The organism is Leclercia pneumoniae (genome assembly GCF_017348915.1).
Lineage (GTDB): Bacteria > Pseudomonadota > Gammaproteobacteria > Enterobacterales > Enterobacteriaceae > Enterobacter > Enterobacter pneumoniae.
This window is the reverse complement of sequence record NZ_CP071383.1, coordinates 4,127,835-4,146,697: the sequence shown is the minus strand read 5'-3', so window position 1 is coordinate 4,146,697 and position 18,863 is coordinate 4,127,835. Positions and strand designations below refer to the sequence as shown.

Annotated in this window: 18 protein-coding genes; 12 read left to right on the top strand and 6 right to left on the bottom strand. The window is 55.5% G+C overall.

Features of this window, described 5'->3' with window-relative positions:
* The first annotated feature begins 15 nt into the window (after window positions 1-15).
* Both yigL and JZ655_RS20125 read left to right on the top strand, forming a co-directional pair.
* The gene (yigL, locus tag JZ655_RS20130) at window positions 16-816 is read left to right on the top strand and encodes a sugar/pyridoxal phosphate phosphatase YigL (protein ID WP_207292594.1); all 801 of its coding nucleotides are present in this window, start codon (window positions 16-18) and stop codon (window positions 814-816) included.
* Window positions 817-898: 82 nt separating this feature from the next.
* Window positions 899-1,798 (top strand): carboxylate/amino acid/amine transporter, encoded by a 900-nt coding sequence (locus JZ655_RS20125; RefSeq protein WP_046886539.1) that lies wholly within the window; start codon window positions 899-901, stop codon window positions 1,796-1,798.
* Here the strand turns inward: JZ655_RS20125 and metR are convergent.
* Entirely contained in the window at window positions 1,686-2,639 is a 954-nt protein-coding gene (gene metR, locus JZ655_RS20120) for an HTH-type transcriptional regulator MetR (protein WP_040078127.1), read from the bottom strand. The two genes, JZ655_RS20125 and metR, sit on opposite strands and share 113 nt — an antisense overlap.
* 115 nt (window positions 2,640-2,754) lie before the next feature.
* On the opposite strand from metR, the gene metE reads away from it, so the two are divergent.
* A complete protein-coding gene (gene metE / locus JZ655_RS20115) occupies window positions 2,755-5,016 on the top strand; it encodes a 5-methyltetrahydropteroyltriglutamate--homocysteine S-methyltransferase (RefSeq protein WP_207292593.1) in 2,262 nt (753 codons plus the stop codon).
* Window positions 5,017-5,033: 17 nt separating this feature from the next.
* Here the strand turns inward: metE and JZ655_RS20110 are convergent, their stop codons facing one another.
* From JZ655_RS20110 to JZ655_RS20095, 4 genes are all read right to left on the bottom strand, one after another.
* Entirely contained in the window at window positions 5,034-5,870 is an 837-nt protein-coding gene (locus JZ655_RS20110; RefSeq protein WP_207292592.1) for a PRD domain-containing protein, read from the bottom strand.
* Window positions 5,871-5,894: 24 nt separating this feature from the next.
* A complete protein-coding gene (locus JZ655_RS20105; protein WP_046886541.1) occupies window positions 5,895-7,358 on the bottom strand; it encodes a glycoside hydrolase family 1 protein in 1,464 nt (487 codons plus the stop codon).
* The gene (locus JZ655_RS20100) at window positions 7,358-9,172 is read right to left on the bottom strand and encodes a beta-glucoside-specific PTS transporter subunit IIABC (protein WP_207292591.1); all 1,815 of its coding nucleotides are present in this window, start codon (window positions 9,170-9,172) and stop codon (window positions 7,358-7,360) included. The genes JZ655_RS20105 and JZ655_RS20100 overlap by 1 nt, the downstream gene beginning before the upstream one ends.
* A 177-nt stretch (window positions 9,173-9,349) precedes the next feature.
* Window positions 9,350-10,156: a dienelactone hydrolase family protein gene (locus tag JZ655_RS20095; protein ID WP_207292590.1), complete on the bottom strand. Its 807-nt coding sequence runs from the start codon at window positions 10,154-10,156 to the stop codon at window positions 9,350-9,352.
* Between the two features lie 249 nt (window positions 10,157-10,405).
* Here JZ655_RS20095 and udp point away from each other — a divergent pair, with 249 nt between their 5' ends.
* From udp to tatD, 9 genes are all read left to right on the top strand, one after another.
* A complete protein-coding gene (gene udp / locus JZ655_RS20090) occupies window positions 10,406-11,167 on the top strand; it encodes a uridine phosphorylase (RefSeq protein WP_040078135.1) in 762 nt (253 codons plus the stop codon).
* A gap of 138 nt (window positions 11,168-11,305) precedes the next feature.
* Entirely contained in the window at window positions 11,306-12,763 is a 1,458-nt protein-coding gene (gene rmuC / locus JZ655_RS20085) for a DNA recombination protein RmuC (RefSeq protein WP_046886544.1), read from the top strand.
* A gap of 66 nt (window positions 12,764-12,829) precedes the next feature.
* Window positions 12,830-13,585 carry a bifunctional demethylmenaquinone methyltransferase/2-methoxy-6-polyprenyl-1,4-benzoquinol methylase UbiE gene (ubiE, locus tag JZ655_RS20080; protein ID WP_032615102.1) on the top strand — a complete coding sequence of 252 codons (756 nt, stop codon included), beginning with the start codon at window positions 12,830-12,832 and terminating at the stop codon, window positions 13,583-13,585.
* Window positions 13,586-13,598: 13 nt separating this feature from the next.
* Entirely contained in the window at window positions 13,599-14,204 is a 606-nt protein-coding gene (ubiJ, locus tag JZ655_RS20075) for a ubiquinone biosynthesis protein UbiJ (protein ID WP_046886545.1), read from the top strand.
* Window positions 14,201-15,841 (top strand): ubiquinone biosynthesis regulatory protein kinase UbiB, encoded by a 1,641-nt coding sequence (gene ubiB, locus JZ655_RS20070; protein ID WP_207292589.1) that lies wholly within the window; start codon window positions 14,201-14,203, stop codon window positions 15,839-15,841. The genes ubiJ and ubiB overlap by 4 nt, the downstream gene beginning before the upstream one ends.
* 65 nt (window positions 15,842-15,906) lie before the next feature.
* A complete protein-coding gene (gene tatA, locus JZ655_RS20065) occupies window positions 15,907-16,161 on the top strand; it encodes a Sec-independent protein translocase subunit TatA (RefSeq protein WP_046886547.1) in 255 nt (84 codons plus the stop codon).
* Between the two features lie 3 nt (window positions 16,162-16,164).
* Window positions 16,165-16,710: a Sec-independent protein translocase protein TatB gene (gene tatB / locus JZ655_RS20060; protein ID WP_207292588.1), complete on the top strand. Its 546-nt coding sequence runs from the start codon at window positions 16,165-16,167 to the stop codon at window positions 16,708-16,710.
* A complete protein-coding gene (gene tatC / locus JZ655_RS20055; protein ID WP_046886549.1) occupies window positions 16,697-17,464 on the top strand; it encodes a Sec-independent protein translocase subunit TatC in 768 nt (255 codons plus the stop codon). The genes tatB and tatC overlap by 14 nt, the downstream gene beginning before the upstream one ends.
* Before the next feature lie 41 nt (window positions 17,465-17,505).
* Entirely contained in the window at window positions 17,506-18,288 is a 783-nt protein-coding gene (gene tatD, locus JZ655_RS20050; protein WP_207292587.1) for a 3'-5' ssDNA/RNA exonuclease TatD, read from the top strand.
* On the opposite strand, the gene rfaH is transcribed toward tatD, so the two are convergent.
* The gene (gene rfaH / locus JZ655_RS20045) at window positions 18,285-18,773 is read right to left on the bottom strand and encodes a transcription/translation regulatory transformer protein RfaH (RefSeq protein WP_046886551.1); all 489 of its coding nucleotides are present in this window, start codon (window positions 18,771-18,773) and stop codon (window positions 18,285-18,287) included. The two genes, tatD and rfaH, sit on opposite strands and share 4 nt — an antisense overlap.
* Window positions 18,774-18,863 lie beyond the last annotated feature (90 nt).

Below are 18,863 nucleotides of genomic sequence, written 5' to 3'. Positions count from 1 at the left end.
AGGTTAAATTTTCTTATGTACCAGGTTGTTGCGTCTGATCTCGACGGCACGCTGCTCTCACCCGACCACACCTTATCGCCTTACGCGAAAGAGACCCTAAAACTCCTGACCGCGCGTGGCGTGAACTTTGTCTTCGCGACCGGTCGCCACCACGTAGATGTGGGGCAGATCCGCGATAACCTCGACATCAAAGCCTATATGATCACCTCCAACGGTGCGCGTGTTCACGATACCGATGGTAATTTGATCTTCACCCACAACCTGGATCGCGACATTGCCGTCGATCTCTTTGGCATGATGTATAACAACCCGGATATCATCACTAACGTCTATCGCGATGATGAGTGGTTTATGAACCGCCATCGCCCGGACGAGATGCGTTTCTTCAAAGAGGCGGTGTTTAACTACTCCCTCTATGAGCCTGGTCTACTGGAGCCAGAAGGGATTAGCAAAGTCTTCTTCACCTGTGACACCCACGAGGCGCTGCTGCCGCTTGAGCAGGCCATCAACGCGCGCTGGCGCGATCGCGTCAACGTTAGCTTCTCCACGCTGACCTGCCTGGAAGTCATGGCCGGTGGCGTCTCAAAAGGTCATGCCCTGGAAGCGGTCGCCAAACGTCTGGGTTTTGAGCTGAAAGATTGCATCGCCTTTGGCGATGGCATGAACGACGCCGAAATGCTCTCCATGGCGGGGAAGGGCTGCATTATGGACAACGCTCATCAGCGCCTGAAAGATCTGCATCCGGAGCTGGAAGTGATTGGCACTAATGGTGATAACGCCGTGCCGAAATACCTGCGCAAACTGTTTCTTGAATAATCTTCATTTGGTTGTTTATTGCTCAGTTGTCAACTAAAGAGTTCGCTACAATGCCTGTCCTTCTTTCTGAGAGACAAGCATTGTGGCGCTACTCATCATCACCACTATTCTGTGGGCCTTCTCGTTTAGCCTGATCGGCGAATATCTTGCCGGGTCAGTTGACAGCTATTTCTCTGTGCTGATGCGCGTTGGACTGGCTGCGCTAGTGTTCCTGCCGTTTCTGCGCACTCGCGGACAGTCGCTGCAAACCCTTCTGCTGTACATGCTGGTGGGGGCGATGCAGCTTGGCATCATGTACCTCTTTAGCTTTCGGGCCTATATCTACCTGTCGGTGTCGGAGTTTCTGCTCTTTACGGTGCTAACGCCGCTCTATATCACGCTGATTTACGATCTGCTCAGTAAACGCCGTCTGCGCTGGGGCTACCTGCTCAGCGCGGCGCTGGCGGTAGTGGGCGCGGCGATCATCCGCTACGACAAAGTGAGCGATCATTTCTGGACCGGACTGATGTTCGTTCAGCTGGCAAATATTAGCTTTGCCATCGGTATGGTGGGTTATAAACGGCTGATGGAAACGCGTCCGATGCCCCAGCACAATGCGTTTGCCTGGTTTTATATGGGCGCGGCGATTGTGGCGGTGGCGGCGTGGTTTATGTTGGGAAATCCGCAAAAACTGCCAACGACCTCCCTACAGTGGGGTGTGCTGGTCTGGCTGGGTGTGGTGGCCTCCGGTTTGGGTTACTTCATGTGGAACTATGGGGCAACTCAGGTCGACGCCGGGACGCTGGGCATTATGAACAACGTGCATGTGCCCGCAGGGCTGCTGGTGAATCTGGCCATCTGGCAGGAACAACCCCACTGGCCGAGCTTCGTTATTGGGGGAACAGTGATCCTGGCTTCGCTGTGGGTACATCGGCGTTGGGTCGCTCCGCGCTCCGTACAAACGGAAGATGGTCGCACGCGTGGTTCCGCGCTGAGCGAATAAACGCCTCCGTTACCGGCTGACGCTGCTCGCCATCGCGCACGGCAGAGTACAGCCGGCTCCACAGCCCATCGCCCAGGGTTTTGGTCACCACCAGACCCTGGCGTTCAAAACTCTCCACTACCCAGTGCGGCAGCGCGGCGATCCCCATGCTGGCCGCCACCATCTGAATCAACAACAGAGTGTTATCCACACTTTTCAGCTGCGGGCTAATGCCCGCGGGCTGCAGGAAGTGACGCCAGATATCCAGGCGACTGCGCTGCACCGGATAGATCAACAGGGTTTCCGTCGCCAGATCTTCCGGGGTAATGCGCGTTTTGCTGGCCAGAGGGTGATCCGGCGCCAGCACCAGACGCACTTCAAAATCAAACATCGGCGAATAGTGCAAACCGCTGCGCGGCAGAATGTCTGAGGTCATCACCAGATCCAGCTCGCCCTGCTGGAGCGAGGGCTGCGGATCAAAGGTCACGCCAGATTTAAAGTCCATCTCAACCTGCGGCCATTTCTGGCGGAAGTTCTCAAGCGCGGGCGTCAACCACTGAATACAGCTATGGCACTCAATGGCGATACGCAATTTGGTCTGCTGCGGCTCGTTACAGGCTTGCAGGGCGCTGGCAATTTGCGGCAGTACCTGATTGGCCAGCTGGAGCAAAATCTCCCCCTGCGGGGTAAAGCGCAGAGGCTGGCTCTTGCGCACAAACAGACGAAAGCCAAGGCGTTGTTCCAGATCGCTGAACTGGTGAGAAAGGGCGGACTGGGTCTGGTGCAGCGTGGCCGCCGCCGCTGCCAGGGAGCCGCAGTTCCGCAACGCCTGGAGCGTTTTCAGGTGTTTAATCTCAATCATGAAAGTCCTTCACTTCGCCGTGAATATTTTGCGCTTGAGGAATATACACTACCTGCCAATTATAGATGTGTAAACATCTGGACGTCTAAATAACGAATTTCATAAGGGGCATACCATGACTATCCGCAATCACACACTCGGTTTCCCTCGCGTTGGCCTGCGCCGCGAATTGAAAAAAGCACAAGAGCGCTACTGGGCGGGCAACGCTACCCGTGAGGAGCTTCTGGCGGTCGGACGCGAGCTGCGCGCACGCCACTGGGAGCAGCAAAAACAGGCGGGCATCGATCTGCTGCCGGTAGGGGATTTTGCCTGGTACGACCATGTTCTGACCACTAGCCTGCTGCTTGGTAACGTGCCGGCTCGTCATCAGAACAAAGATGGATCGGTAGATATCGATACCCTGTTCCGTATAGGCCGTGGCCGTGCCCCGACGGGGGAGCCAGCGGCTGCGGCGGAAATGACCAAGTGGTTTAACACCAACTATCACTATATGGTGCCGGAATTTGTCAAAGGCCAGCAGTTCAAGCTGACCTGGACCCAGCTTCTGGAGGAAGTGGACGAAGCGCTGGCGCTGGGCCACCACGTCAAACCGGTGCTGCTGGGCCCGCTCACTTACCTGTGGCTGGGTAAAGTGAAGGGTGAGCAATTTGATCGCCTGAGCCTGCTGAACGAGATCCTGCCGATCTACAAACAGGTGCTTATTGAACTGGGCAAACGCGGCATTCAGTGGGTACAGATCGACGAACCGGCGCTGGTGCTTGAGCTACCGCAGGCGTGGCTGGATGCTTACAAACCGGCGTATGAAGCCTTAACGGGTCAGGTGAAGTTGCTGCTGACCACCTATTTCGAAGGCGTCACACCGAACCTCGACACTATTACTGCGCTGCCAGTGCAGGGGCTACACGTCGATCTGGTTCACGGCAAAGATGATGTCGCTGAACTGCACCAGCGCCTGCCCGCGGAGTGGCTGCTCTCTGCCGGTCTGGTGAACGGACGTAACGTCTGGCGCGCCGATCTCACGGAGAAATATGGTCAAATTAACGATATCGCAGGCCTGCGTGAACTGTGGGTGGCCTCCTCCTGCTCCCTGCTGCACAGCCCCATCGATCTCAGCGTGGAAACCCGTCTGGACCCAGAGGTGAAAAGCTGGTTTGCCTTCGCCCTGCAAAAGTGTGAAGAGCTGGCCTTACTACGCGATGCACTTAACAGCGGTGATACGGCAGCGATAATCGCGTGGAGTGCCCCGATTCAGGCGCGTCGTCACTCGGCGCGCGTGCACAATCCGGCGGTAGAACAACGTCTGGCCGCCATTACCTCCCAGGATAGCCAGCGTCAGAGCCCCTATGCGGTACGTGCTGAAGCGCAGCGCGCCCGCTTCAGGCTGCCTGCGTGGCCAACCACCACCATCGGCTCCTTCCCGCAAACCACGGAGATCCGCGGCCTGCGGCTGGACTTCAAAAAGGGCAATCTTGATGCCGCCCATTATCGCACCGGCATCGCTGAGCACATCAAACAGGCTATTGTGGAGCAGGAGCGCTTAGGCCTGGACGTGCTGGTGCACGGTGAGGCTGAACGTAACGATATGGTGGAATACTTTGGCGAGCACCTGGATGGCTTTGTCTTTACCCAGAATGGCTGGGTACAGAGCTACGGCTCCCGCTGCGTAAAACCGCCAGTGGTGATTGGCGACATCAGCCGTCCGGCGGCGATCACCGTCGAGTGGGCAAAATATGCACAGTCGCTGACCGACAAACCGGTGAAAGGCATGCTCACCGGCCCGGTGACTATTCTCTGCTGGTCCTTCCCCCGTGAAGACGTCAGCCGTGAAACCATCGCGAAGCAAATCGCGCTGGCGCTGCGGGATGAGGTCGCGGATCTGGAAGCGGCGGGCATTGGCATCATCCAGATTGACGAACCGGCGCTGCGTGAAGGTCTGCCGCTGCGCCGCAGCGACTGGGATGCTTACCTCAAGTGGGGCGTGGACGCTTTCCGCATCAACGCCGCTGTGGCCAGGGATGATACGCAGATCCACACCCATATGTGCTACTGCGAATTCAACGACATCATGGATGCCATTGCCGCGCTGGATGCTGACGTGATCACCATCGAGACCTCGCGTTCGGATATGGAACTGCTGGAGTCGTTCGAGGAATTTGACTACCCGAACGAAATCGGGCCTGGCGTTTATGATATTCACTCGCCAAACGTGCCGAGCGTAGAGTGGATTGAGGCCCTGCTGCAGAAGGCGGCACAGCGTATTCCGGCCGCACGCCTGTGGGTAAACCCGGACTGTGGCCTGAAAACCCGCGGCTGGCCGGAGACCCGTGCCGCACTGGCGAACATGGTAGAAGCCGCGCGCAACTTACGTCAGGCGTAAGCAAAAATTGGGATGGGCTATGCCTGCCCATCCATCAGTCGGCTGATATGAATGCTTAACCACGTCAGTTCATCTTTCGGTAAGGTGAGCTGATGCTTCTCCTGCACATAATCCCGAATCACCCATGCGACGGTCATGGCGTCCGGTCGATGACGCATCAGCTCCTGATAAAAATCTTCCGTCTCGCTAAAGACAATTTTTCCTGTCAGCACGCGTTCGGCAAAATAGCGCAGATGGGTAATAAAGCGCATATAGTTCACCGATCCGGTATCGATGGCATTTCTTAACTTATAGCGCACGATCTCCGCGATGCGATTGACTAACTCCACCTGTTGATGGGCATGGCTATCGTCGCTCTGGCTGCTGGCGTTAATGAGGTGAAAAGCGATATTCACGGCTTCATCTTCCGGCAGGGAAACGTCAAATAGCGCGCTGACCCGCTCCCGCGCCTGCACCCCAACGCTGTACTCCTGCGGATAGTAGCGCTTCACCTCCCAGCTCAGTTTATTGAGGATGACCTGGCCGCTGCGGCTGCGCTCCACGGCAAAATGGAGGTGTTCGGCAAGGGTAAAGAGCAGGACGGAATTCAGCTTATCGCCGCATAGACCGCGAGCGAGGAGCAGGATCTCGTGGCTGAGTTCGAAGAATGCCGCAGGAATCGTATCGGTCAGCGATAAAAAATGGCGAGACTTAAGATCGTTTAACGGCAGGAACACTTTCTCGACCTGATTCAGGTCGATCGGGGTACCCGGTTTTGCGCCAAAACCGATCCCTTTGCCGAACAGGATCATCTCACGCTGGTCATGATCGACCAGCAGCATGCTGTTATTAAGCGATTTTTTTATCGTAATCACGGTCATTTCCTGCGGCCGCGCCGCTTAGCCCATATCCGCGCCATTACTGGCAATCACTTTCTGGTACCACCAGAAGGAGTCCTTTTTCAGGCGCTTGAGGGTGCCTTTGCCTTCATCATCCTGGTCGACATAGATAAAGCCATAGCGCTTGGACATTTGTGACGTCCCTGCGCTGATAATGTCAATGCAGCCCCAGGTGGTGAATCCCATCACATCCACCCCTTCATTAATAGCTGCCAAAGTTTGCGCGAAGTGGGCACGGAAATAGTCGATACGGTAGCTATCGTGAATCTTCCCATCTTCCACAACGTCTTTGGCACCTAACCCATTTTCGACGATAAAAAGCGGCTTCTGATAACGGTCATAGAGTTCAAGCAGCGAGATTTTCAGCCCTACCGGATCGATCTGCCAGCCCCATTCTGAGGCAGGAAGGTAGGGGTTTTTCACGCCGAGGACGGTATTGCCAGGGATGCGTTCTACATCAGGCTGGGTGGATTCTGTCAGCGACATGTAGTAGCTAAATGAGACAAAGTCGACGGTATTCTCTTTTAAAATGCGTTGATCGTCGGCCAGCATCTCAATTTGAATATCGCGGCGGGCCAGATCGCGCAGGATCAGCGGCGGATACTCGCCGAACACCTGCACATCGGCATAGAAGTAGTTCTCAAGGTTTTTCTTCAGCGTTGCTTCCACATCTTCTGGACGGCAGCTGTGCGGGTAGGTGGTGAGCTTGGTCAGCATACAGCCCACCTGGCTGCCCGGAATGATGTCATGGCAGTCGCGGGTGACCAGCGCTGAGGCGACGAACTGGTGGTGCAGCCCCTGGTAGATATCCTGCTTCGCTTTGCCCGGGGCGCTTTTTTCCTCGCGGATACCGGCGGTGGTAAAGGGGTGGCGGTGAATACTGTCGATCTCATTAAAGGTAAGCCAGTAACGCACCAGATCTTTATAGCGCTCGAAACAGACTTTACTAAAGCGCACAAAGGCATCCACCACGTTGCGATGGACCCAGCCGTTATACTTTTCACTGAGCGCCAGCGGCATCTCATAGTGGGAGAGCGTCACCAGCGGTTCGATATTATGGCGACGCAGTTCGCGGAACATCTCTTCATAAAACCGCAGGCCCGCCTCGTTTGGCGCGGCGTCTTCACCATTGGGAAAAATGCGTGACCAGGCAATCGATACGCGCAGCACGGTAAAACCCATCTCAGCGAATAGCGCAATGTCGTCTTTATAGTGGTGATAGAAATCGATGCCGCGACGTTTGGGGTACAACGCATCGTTCTTACCTTCAAACGCATCGCGGATGTTCTCATCCGTGAGCGCCATATGGCCATCGTAATCCTTTAATGACAGGTTCGGTTTCCAGGTGATGGCATCAGCCACTGACGGCCCTTTGCCGTCAACGTTCCATGCCCCTTCAGCCTGATTGGCAGCGATGGCACCGCCCCATAAAAAACCTTGCGGAAACGGGAGGGATTTCTCCATTACACGGACTCCTTAAGCGTCATGATGATGTGAGGATTGTGATTTTTATCGTCGTTACTGCCTGGTGTCAGCGAAAAGCGTTCGCCGTTTGTTACGACCATCATCACCACCGGATCGAGCCCGGCGGCGGTGATGGTGTCGAGAGAAAATTCAATCAAGGTTTCGCCGCGCTTCACCTGCTGGCCTTCTTTCACCTGTGGCGAGAAGCCCTCGCCCTGAAGTTTGATGGTGTCGATGCCGATGTGAAAAATTAACTCTACGCCCGCATCGGTGAGCAGACTCAGCGCATGGCCACTCTCAAATATATTGACTACGGTGCCGTCTGCCGGGGCGCGCAGCACCCCCTGGGAGGGAACGATGGCGATGCCATCCCCCATAATTTTGCGTGCGAAAACATCGTCATTAACATTCTCCAGCGGAATGATTTGCCCCTCTACCGGGCGGGTGAAGGTCAGCTCATCCGTTTTTTCCGCCGCTTTATCACGCCACAACAGCAGGGCGCTGATAAAGGCGATAGCAAAAGAGAGCCCGGCGCCAGCAAACGCCCAGACGATGTTCGTTGGGTTATCGGGCGAGACAAACATGGAGATGCTGGCAAGGCCAGGGCCGACCAGGGCAAAGGCTTCGATCGCCATCCAGCCGATAAAGGCGCCGCCAACCACGCTGCCTAAAATCACGCTGTAGAGCGCTTTTTTGTTCAGGAGCGTCACGCCGTAAAGTGCCGGCTCGGTAATGCCAAACAGCGCAGAGATCCCAGCGGAGAAGGCGGTGGACTTTAATACTTTGTCTTTGCTTTTCAGGGCGATGGCGAGGCAGGCGCCCGATTCGGCAATATTGTGCGCCAGCGACGCAGGCAGATAGAGCATTTCGCGACCAAACTGGCTCATCGACGCGACGGCATAAGGAAGCATCGGTTTGTGCATGCCGGCGGCAACCATAAAGGGGAGGGCAGCGGCAAGCAGGCCGGTGGCCACAAAGCCCAGCTTGCCATACAGCCACAGAATCACCGTTGCCAGCCCGGCGCCCAGCTCGTAACCCAGCGGCCCCAGAATGAGCAGCGTGACGGGTACCGTCACCAGCAGCGACAGCATTGGCGACAGGAAGATGCGCAGCGCTCCGGGCGAATAGCGGTTAAACAGTTTTTCAGTCTGGGCGTAAAACAGCACGCAGAGAATCGCCGGGAAGACCTGCGATGCGTAAGCCACGTTGCGCAGATCAAACGACATAAACGCCGTGCCCTCTGCCAGCTGTTTGGTCATGGCCGGTAAGAGCATGACGGAAACTGCCGAAACCGCGACCAGAACGTTAACTTTTAACTTCATGGCGGTGGTGATCGCCACCAGAATCGGCAAGAACCAGAGCGGTGCTGAGCCGATGTTATCCAGCACTTTATAGGTGTCGCTATCCCGGCTCAGCCAGCCCAGTACATCCAGCAGCAACAGCAACGATTTCAGCACGCCACCGCCTGCGATGGCAGGCACCAGCGGCTGAAAAACGCTGATCACAAAATCCACCACCTGAGCGCCACGGCTGGCTTTGGTACTGACAGATTGCGTGGACTGAGCCTGCGGCTCGCCCGCAAGTGAACGCACCGCCTCGTAGACCTGCACCACCTCATGGCCGATGATCACCTGGCATTGCACGTTAATACGCACGCCGAGTACGCCGTCAATCTTTGCCAGCGCAGCCTCGTTGACTTTACCATTGTCGTAGAGGCTCAGACGCAAGCGAGTTGAGCAGTGTTCGATATGTTCGATATTTTCAGCACCGCCCACCTGGGTGATGATGTCCAGCGCAGTCTGCAAGTGATTCATGTCTGGCCCCTGTCTCCAGAGCAAAAAAAAAGACCTGAAGCCCATCTCCCCCGAAAGGGAGATGGGCTTCAGGTCTTGCCTACGGATCGTAGTTACACGCCTGTGCTGTTTATATCGTCCAGATTGTGTTTAAAAGTCAAACACCCGGCAGAATGGAGGGTGCGAATTGTGAGCCGCTTAACTTTTTTTCGCCCCGTACTGGCGGAACCAGCCCAGCATTCTCTGCCAGCCATCTTTGGCTGACTCTTCATGATAGCTCGGGCGGTAATCGGCATTAAACGCATGGCCCGCCTCAGGATATACCACGATCTCCGCCTTCGCGTTGGCCGCGCGCAGCGCCTGGCGCATGGTCTCGACGGTATCCTGGGGAATGCCCGTATCTTCCGCGCCATACAGCCCCAGCACGGGGGCATTGAGATCGGTGGCGATATCAACCGGATGTTTGGGTGAGTTAAGGGTCTTTTCACCGACCAGCTTGCCGTACCATGCCACCGCCGCCTTCAGCTGCGGGTTATGGGCAGCATAGAGCCAGCTAATGCGACCGCCCCAGCAGAAACCGGTCATCAGCAGGCGATGCGGATCGCCGCCGTTGCGGGCTGCCCAGTTTGCCACGTGATCGAGGTCGGCCAGGACCTGCGCATCCGGCACTTTTGTCACCAGGTTGCTGAACAGGGTAGGGATGTCGCTGTACTCATTGGGATCGCCCTGACGGAAATAGAGCTCAGGGGCCACGGCCAGGTAGCCCTCCAGCGCCAGACGGCGGCAGATATCGCGGATATGTTCATGCACGCCAAAGATTTCCTGTACCACAATCACGATCGGCAGGGCGCCTTCGGCATCTTTTGGGCGGGCATGATAGGCAGGCATATTCTCGCCCTGCGTCGGGATAGATGTCTCACCGGCGGTAATCGCCTGTTCCGGGGTGGAGACAACCGTTGCGGCCTGCGGGCCAGCGGCAGGGGCAAAAGCAGATTTTTCAGTCATGGCATTCTCCGTACCAATTGGTGCATATAAATATAGACTGCAGGTCATTATTCCACAGTGCCCGAAAGCGGCTATCTTTTGTGCTGCAAGGGCTGATATAACTTGTAAATGTGATGTTGATCACTATTTTATGGAAATGGTATGCAATCATTTTCACTCAAGGTGAGGTGCGTCACGTAAATCGTCCTTCTGCTTCTGTAGAGTACCTTTTTACTTCTGCTGACAATCCGACCCACAGAGGAGTCACTTATGTCCAAGTCTGATGTTTTTCATCTCGGCCTCACCAAAAACGATTTACAAGGGGCTACGCTTGCTATCGTCCCTGGCGATCCGGAGCGTGTGGAAAAGATCGCCGCGCTGATGGATAAGCCGGTTAAGCTGGCATCGCATCGCGAATTTACCACCTGGCGTGCAGAGCTGGACGGCAAAGCGGTTATTGTCTGCTCTACCGGTATCGGCGGCCCTTCTACGTCAATTGCTGTTGAAGAGCTGGCGCAGCTGGGGATTCGTACCTTCCTGCGTATTGGCACCACCGGCGCTATTCAGCCGCATATCAACGTGGGTGACGTCCTGGTGACCACCGCATCCGTGCGTCTGGACGGAGCAAGTCTGCACTTTGCCCCGATGGAATTCCCGGCAGTGGCTGATTTCGAGTGCACCACTGCGCTGGTTGAAGCGGCGAAATCTGTGGGCGCAACCACGCACGTGGGCGTAACCGCCTCTTCCGATACCTTCTACCCAGGCCAGGAGCGTTACGATACCTTCTCCGGCCGTGTGGTGAACCGCTTCAAAGGGTCGATGGAAGAGTGGCAGTCCATGGGCGTAATGAACTACGAAATGGAGTCGGCAACGCTGCTGACCATGTGCGCAAGCCAGGGTCTGCGTGCCGGTATGGTGGCGGGCGTTATCGTAAACCGCACCCAGCAAGAGATCCCGAACGCCGAAACCATGAAACAGACCGAGAGCCATGCGGTGAAAATCGTGGTTGAAGCAGCGCGTCGCCTGATCTAACGCCGTTTCCCTTCGACAAAGGCCGACCTGTTCGGCCTTTTTCTTTGCGTAATCCCTCGCAGAAAAGCCTTTCCAGGGTGGACGTTTATACAGCACAATTCTATTTTGTGCCGGTAATACCTTGATGCAGGGGGCGATGTGGATATCTCAGTCATTTTTTATGCCGTAGTAGCACTGGTGAGCGTAGCGATAGGCTGGCTGCTTGCCAGTTATCAACACGCCCAACAAAAAGCCGATCAGCTGGCGGAACGTGAAGAGATCGTTGCTGAATTAAGCGCAGTGAAACAGCAGGTTGCCCAAAGCGCACACTGGCGTGATGAGTGTGAGTTGCTTAATAACGAACTGCGTAATTTACGCGACATCAACACCTCGCTGGAGGCCGATCTCCGCGAAGTGACCACCCGCCTGGAATCGACCCAACTGCATGCAGAAGACAAAATCCGCCAGATGATGAACAGCGAGCAGCGCCTTAGCGAGCAGTTCGAAAACCTGGCCAACCGCATCTTCGAACAGAGCAATCGCCGTGCCGATGAGCAAAACCGTCAGAGTCTGAACGGCCTGCTTGCCCCCCTGCGTGAACAGCTGGATGGCTTTCGCCGCCAGGTGCAAGAGAGCTTTGGCCAGGAGTCTCGCGAGCGGCACACGCTGGCGCATGAAATTCGTAATCTTCAGCAGCTTAATGCCCAGATGGCTCAGGAGGCCGTAAACCTGACCCGGGCGCTGAAAGGCGATAATAAAACCCAGGGTAACTGGGGCGAAGTGGTGTTAACTCGCGTGCTGGAGGCATCGGGCCTGCGAGAGGGGCATGAGTATGAAACCCAGGTCAGTATCGAAACCGACACCCGCGCGCGTATGCAGCCCGACGTTATCGTGCGTTTGCCGCAGGGCAAAGACGTGGTTATTGATGCGAAAATGACGCTGGTGGCCTATGAGCGCTACTTCAACGCCGAAGATGAGTACACTCGCGAGTCGGCGCTCCAGGAGCATATCGCCTCGGTGCGAAACCATATTCGCCTGCTGGGTCGCAAAGATTACCAGCAGTTGCCTGGCCTGCGGTCGCTGGATTACGTCCTGATGTTTATCCCCGTCGAGCCGGCCTTCTTGCTGGCGCTCGACAGGCAGCCGGAACTGATCACCGAAGCATTAAAAAATAACATCATGCTGGTGAGCCCCACCACGCTGCTGGTGGCGCTGCGCACCATCGCCAATTTGTGGCGTTATGAACACCAAAGCCGCAATGCTCAGCAGATCGCCGATCGCGCCAGCAAGCTGTACGACAAGATGCGCCTGTTCGTGGATGATATGTCCTCTGTCGGGCAGAGTCTGGATCGCGCCCAGGATAACTATCGTCAGGCCATGAAAAAACTTACCTCCGGGCGGGGTAACCTCCTTGCGCAGGCAGAGTCATTCCGTAGCCTTGGCGTAGAGGTAAAGCGCGAGATAAATCCGGATTTAGCAGAATATGCAACATCGCAGGACGAAGAGTATCGCCTGCGTGAGGCGAGCGACGCGCAAGTTTCAGCCAATAAAGACAATGAATTAACTGACCCTCACGTCACACAACACCCCCTGGAACGTTATTCTCAGGGTGGTTGAATCATAGGGCAAATGCGCCCAATCTGTTACACTTCTCGAACATTTGACTGATTAGCAGGCCCTGAGATGGTTGAAGATTCACAAGATACGACGCACTTTGGCTTTCAGACTGTAGCCAAAGCGCAAAAAGCTGACATGGTAGCCCATGTATTTCATTCCGTAGCGGCAAAGTACGATGTGATGAATGACCTGATGTCATTTGGTATTCATCGTCTGTGGAAGCGATTCACTATTGATTGTAGCGGTGTGCGTCGCGGCCAGACCGTGCTGGATTTGGCTGGGGGCACTGGCGATCTGACGGCAAAGTTCTCGCGTCTTGTAGGCGAAACGGGCCGCGTGGTGCTGGCAGATATCAACGACTCGATGTTGAAAATGGGCCGCGAAAAGCTGCGCAACATCGGCGTGGTGGGCAACGTTGAATATGTTCAGGCCAACGCCGAAGCACTCCCGTTCCCTGACAATACCTTTGACTGTATTACCATCTCGTTTGGTCTGCGTAACGTGACCGACAAAGAGAAAGCGCTGCGCTCAATGTATCGGGTGCTGAAGCCGGGCGGCCGTCTGTTGGTGCTTGAGTTCTCTAAACCTATTATCGAACCACTGAGTAAAGCGTACGACGCCTACTCCTTCCACATCCTGCCACGCATTGGCGAGATGGTGGCGAACGATGCCGACAGCTATCGCTACCTGGCAGAGTCCATTCGTATGCACCCTAATCAGGATACCCTGAAGGCGATGATGCAGGACGCAGGTTTTGACAATGTTGATTACTTCAACATGACGGCGGGCGTGGTTGCTCTGCACCGCGGCTATAAGTTCTGAGTGGAGGTGGCCTATGCCTTTTAAACCCTTGATCTCCGCTGGCGTTGAAAATGTGCTTAATACGTTTCTCTATCGCTCACCTGCGCTGAAGACGGCGCGTCAGCGCCTGAACGGTAAAGTGTTGCGCGTAGTCGTAAAAGAGTTCTCAACGCCGTTGGTACTGGTCTTCAGCGAACGTCAGCTTGATGTGCTGGGGGAATGGGAAGGCGAGGCCGACTGCTCTGTCATTACCCATATGCGCGTACTGCCTAAATTGCGCGATCGTCAACAGCTTACGGCACTCATCCGTAGCGGTGAGCTGGAAGTTGAAGGCGATCTCCAGGTAGTACAAAACTTTGTCTCTTTAGCCGATCTGGCTGAGTTCGATCCGGCAGAGTTGCTGGCACCTTATACCGGCGATATCGCCGCAGAGGGGATCAGCAACGTTTTGCGCGGCGGACTCTCTTTTCTGAGCAAAGGTGTAAAACGCCAGCAGCGTTATGTTGCCGACGTTCTCACCGAAGAGTGGCGTATGGCCCCTGGCCCGCTTGAAATGGCGTGGTTCGCTGAAGAGACGGCTGCGGTGGATCGCACGATAGATGCACTAGCTAAACGGATTGAAAAACTGGAGGGCAAATGACGCCTGGTGAAATGCGGCGCCTCTACTTTATCATCCGCACCTTTTTGAGTTATGGGCTGGATGAGTTAATCCCTCGTATCCGACTTACACTGCCGCTGCGCTTTGGACGTCGTTTCCTCTTCTGGATGCCAAATCGGCATAAAGATCGCCAGCTTGGCGAACGTCTGCGCCTGGCATTACAGGAGCTTGGCCCGGTGTGGATCAAGTTCGGTCAGATGCTGTCAACCCGCCGCGACCTTTTCCCGCCGCAGATTGCCGATCAGTTAGCGTTGCTGCAGGACAAAGTAGCGCCCTTTGACGGCAAGCTGGCAAAGCAGCAGATTGAAAAAGCGATGGGCGACATGCCGGTTGAAAGCTGGTTCGACGACTTCGATATCCAGCCGCTGGCCTCGGCTTCCATTGCCCAGGTTCATACTGCGCGTCTCAAGTCGAACGGCAAAGAAGTGGTCATTAAGGTTATCCGCCCGGATATCCTGCCGGTGATCAAAGCGGACATGAAACTGATTTACCGCCTGGCCCGCTGGGTGCCGCGACTGCTGCCCGATGGCCGCCGTTTGCGACCGCTGGAAGTGGTACGCGAGTATGAAAAAACGCTGATTGATGAACTGAATCTGCTGCGCGAGTCCGCGAACGCCATTCAGCTGCGCCGCAATTTTGAAAATAGCCCGATGCTATACGTGCCGGAAGTCTATTCAGACTATTGCAGCCAGAACATGATGGTGATGGAGCGTATCTACGGTATTCCGGTATCGGATGTTGCTACCCTGGAAGCGCAGGGCACCAATATGAAACTGCTGGCTGAACGTGGCGTGCAGGTCTTCTTTACCCAGGTGTTCCGCGACAGCTTCTTCCACGCCGATATGCACCCGGGCAATATTTTCGTCAGCTACGAACACCCGGAAGATCCTCAATACATCGGTATCGACTGCGGCATCGTCGGCTCACTGAACAAAGAAGACAAACGATACCTGGCAGAGAACTTTATCGCCTTCTTCAATCGCGATTATCGCAAAGTGGCCGAACTGCACGTCGATTCCGGCTGGGTTCCACCGGATACCAACGTTGAAGAGTTTGAATTCGCTATCCGAACCGTCTGCGAGCCTATCTTCGAGAAGCCGCTAGCAGATATTTCGTTCGGGCATGTCTTACTGAATCTGTTTAACACCGCGCGACGCTTCAACATGGAAGTGCAGCCGCAGTTAGTTTTACTGCAAAAAACATTACTTTACGTTGAGGGCGTAGGTCGCCAGCTCTATCCTCAGTTAGACTTGTGGAAGACGGCAAAACCGTTCCTTGAATCCTGGATTAAAGATCAGGTTGGTTTGCCTGCGCTGACGCGGTCGTTAAAAGAGAAAGCCCCGTTCTGGATCGAAAAAATGCCCGAAATTCCGGAACTGGTGTACGACACTTTGCGTCAGAGCAAGAACTTGCAACACAGCGTGGATAAAATCGCCCGCGAGCTTCAAACAAATCACGTTCGCCAGGGCCAGTCGCGCTATCTGTTCGGTATCGGTGCAACGCTGCTTTTAAGCGGCACGCTACTGCTGATCAATCGCCCTGACTGGGAGATGGCACCCGCCTGGCTGATGGCCGCAGGACTGGTGGTCTGGCTGGTAGGTTGGCGCAAAACCCGCTGATTTGCTGAGCGGCATCACGTATACTGCGCGAGTAATCGTTAATGAATTTCAACTGAGGAAGATGTATGGGTGGTATCAGTATCTGGCAATTGTTGATTATTGCCGTCATCGTTGTGCTGCTGTTTGGTACGAAAAAACTCGGTTCTATCGGTTCCGATCTGGGTGCATCGATTAAAGGCTTTAAAAAAGCCATCAGTGATGACGAAGACAAGCAGGATAAAAACAGCCAGGACGCTGAATTCCCTGCTAAAACCCTCGCTGAAAAGCAGGCCGATGCTAAAAAGGAAGAGATTAAACGCCACGATAATGAGCAGGTGTAATTCGTGTTCGATATTGGTTTTGGTGAACTGATACTGGTCTTCGTGATTGGCCTCATTGTGCTGGGGCCACAGCGTTTACCGGTGGCAGTGAAAACTGTGGCTGGCTGGGTGCGCGCCCTGCGCTCGCTGGCAACCACGGTACAGAACGAACTGGCGCAAGAGCTAAAGCTGCAGGAGTTTCAGGACAGCCTGAAAAAGGTTGAGAAGGCGAGCATGCAGAACCTGACGCCGGAACTGAAAGCCTCAATGGATGAACTGCGTGAAGCGGCAGAGTCCATGAAACGCTCTTATAGCGTCAACGATCCGGAAAAAGCGAGCGACGAAGCCAACACCATTCATAACCCGGTGGTGAAAGATAACGAAGCGCAGCATGAAGGCGTCACGCCTGCCAGCGCGGAGCATCAGGCCAGCGCGCCCGTGCAGACGCCGGTTGAGCCGGCCAGCAAAAAAGCTGAGCAGACGGCGGCTTCTACCTCCCGGGCTGCAGATGTCGTCGCTGAACCCTCACCCCCTCGTCGAGTGATAAACCTTAAACATGGCCGTAGATGAAACTCAACCGCTGATTACGCACCTGATCGAACTGCGTAAACGCCTGCTGAACTGCATCATCGCGGTTTGCCTTATTTTCTTAGGACTGGTCTATTTCGCCAACGACATCTATCAGGTGGTCTCCTCGCCGCTGATTAAGCAGATGCCGCTGGGGGCGACGATGATTGCCACCGACGTGGCCTCGCCCTTCTTTACGCCGATTAAACTCACTTTCTGGGTGTCGCTGATTGCCTCGGCGCCAGTGATTTTGTACCAGGTCTGGGCCTTCGTGGCGCCCGCGCTTTATAAGCACGAACGCCGCCTGGTGATCCCGCTGCTGGTCTCCAGCTCGCTGCTGTTTTATATCGGCATGGCCTTCGCGTACTTTGTGGTCTTCCCGCTGGCGTTTGGGTTCTTAACGCATACCGCGCCGGAAGGGGTTCAGGTCTCAACCGACATCGCCAGCTATCTCAGTTTTGTGATGGCGCTCTTTATGGCGTTCGGCGTGGCCTTTGAGGTGCCGGTGGCTATCGTGCTGCTTTGCTGGATGGGGGTCACAACGCCGGACGATCTGCGTAAGAAGCGCCCGTACATTCTGGTAGGCGCATTTGTGGTTGGCATGCTGCTGACCCCGCCGGACGTGTTCTCGCAGACGCTGCTGGCGATACCGATGTATTGCCTGTTTGAGGTCGGCGTCTTCTTCTCTCGCTTCTACGTTGGCAAAGGCCGACAGCGAATGGAAGACGAGGAAAACGCAAAAACCACCGAAGAGTAAAACCAACCGCCCGCCAGGGCGGTTGTCATATGGGAGCGAGTATGTTCGATATCGGTCTGAATCTGACCAGTTCACAATTTGCGAAAGATCGCGACGAGGTGGTGGCGCGCGCCTTTTCCGCCGGGGTAAGTGGCCTACTTCTGACGGGCACTAATCTGCACGAAAGTGAGCAGGCACAACAGCTGGCGTCCCGCTACCCGCACTGCTGGTCAACCGCTGGGGTACACCCACACGACAGCAGCAGCTGGACGCCGCAGAGCGTTGAAACTCTGCGTACCCTGGCGCGTGCGGAGCAGGTAGTCGCGATCGGCGAATGTGGTCTCGATTTTAACCGTAATTTCTCTACCCCTGCCGAACAAGAGCATGCGTTTACGGCACAGCTGGCGCTGGCGGCTGAGCTGGGCATGCCGGTCTTTATGCACTGCCGTGATGCGCATGCGCGTTTCCTCGAATTGCTGACCCCCTGGCTGGATAAACTCCCGGGTGCGGTGCTGCACTGTTTTACCGGGTCGCGTCAGGAAGCCGCTGAGTGTCTGGACAGAGGGCTCTACCTGGGTATTACGGGCTGGGTGTGCGATGAGCGGCGTGGTCTTGCGCTACGGGAGTTATTGCCGATGATCCCGGCGGAGCGTTTGCTGGTCGAAACAGATGCCCCGTACCTGCTGCCGCGCGACATGACGCCTAAGCCGGCCTCACGGCGTAATGAACCGGCCTGGCTGGGGCATATTGTTGAGCGGATCGCGCACTGGCGAGGCGAGGATGCCGCCTGGCTGGCGGCGCAAACGGATGAAAACGTTCGCCGTCTGTTTAACCTGCGGTTTTAAACTTTACGGAATGCGGTGTTTTTCACGCTCTGCAATACTTGTTTATTCAGCAAGTTGAGCAGCAACATCGAACGCGCTTCGCCGTCAGGCTCTGAGAAGATGGCAACCAGCCCTTCGAAGGCACCTTCGGTGATCACCACGCTATCGCCCGAATACGGGGTCTCGGGGTCAGTGATGCCTTCTGGTTTATACACCGAGAGCTGATGAATCACGGAAGCGGGGACCACCGCGGGGCGCGCACCAAAACGCACAAAGTGGCTCACGCCACGCGTGGCGTTAATGGTGGTGGTGTGAATCACTTCCGGATCAAACTCAACAAACAGATAGTTAGGAAACAGCGGTTCGCTCACCATCGTGCGTTTGCCGCGCTGCATCTTTTCAAGCGTGATCACAGGCGTCAGACAGTTGACTGACTGACGTTCAAGATGTTCCTGCGCGCGCTGAAGCTGGCCGCGCTTGCAATACAGTAAATACCAGGCCTGCATAATCACTCTTTCCCTTAATTCCGGGCGCAAGCATATCAAAACCCTGGCGGGATCGCTAAGTTGATTATAATGGTCGGGTTGGCTGCTGAA

What these genes read in the sequence shown, in the direction of transcription:
- tatC (WP_046886549.1), top strand. Translation starts at nt 16,697, where the DNA reads ATGGCCGTAGATGAAACTCAACCGCTGATTACGCACCTGATCGAACTG.
- ubiJ (WP_046886545.1), top strand. Translation starts at nt 13,599, where the DNA reads ATGCCTTTTAAACCCTTGATCTCCGCTGGCGTTGAAAATGTGCTTAAT.
- ubiB (WP_207292589.1), top strand. Translation starts at nt 14,201, where the DNA reads ATGACGCCTGGTGAAATGCGGCGCCTCTACTTTATCATCCGCACCTTT.
- JZ655_RS20105 (WP_046886541.1), bottom strand. Translation starts at nt 7,358, where the DNA reads ATGGAGAAATCCCTCCCGTTTCCGCAAGGTTTTTTATGGGGCGGTGCC.
- rfaH (WP_046886551.1), bottom strand. Translation starts at nt 18,773, where the DNA reads ATGCAGGCCTGGTATTTACTGTATTGCAAGCGCGGCCAGCTTCAGCGC.
- tatD (WP_207292587.1), top strand. Translation starts at nt 17,506, where the DNA reads ATGTTCGATATCGGTCTGAATCTGACCAGTTCACAATTTGCGAAAGAT.
- tatA (WP_046886547.1), top strand. Translation starts at nt 15,907, where the DNA reads ATGGGTGGTATCAGTATCTGGCAATTGTTGATTATTGCCGTCATCGTT.
- udp (WP_040078135.1), top strand. Translation starts at nt 10,406, where the DNA reads ATGTCCAAGTCTGATGTTTTTCATCTCGGCCTCACCAAAAACGATTTA.
- yigL (WP_207292594.1), top strand. Translation starts at nt 16, where the DNA reads ATGTACCAGGTTGTTGCGTCTGATCTCGACGGCACGCTGCTCTCACCC.
- metR (WP_040078127.1), bottom strand. Translation starts at nt 2,639, where the DNA reads ATGATTGAGATTAAACACCTGAAAACGCTCCAGGCGTTGCGGAACTGC.
- JZ655_RS20095 (WP_207292590.1), bottom strand. Translation starts at nt 10,156, where the DNA reads ATGACTGAAAAATCTGCTTTTGCCCCTGCCGCTGGCCCGCAGGCCGCA.
- JZ655_RS20100 (WP_207292591.1), bottom strand. Translation starts at nt 9,172, where the DNA reads ATGAATCACTTGCAGACTGCGCTGGACATCATCACCCAGGTGGGCGGT.
- ubiE (WP_032615102.1), top strand. Translation starts at nt 12,830, where the DNA reads ATGGTTGAAGATTCACAAGATACGACGCACTTTGGCTTTCAGACTGTA.
- metE (WP_207292593.1), top strand. Translation starts at nt 2,755, where the DNA reads ATGACTATCCGCAATCACACACTCGGTTTCCCTCGCGTTGGCCTGCGC.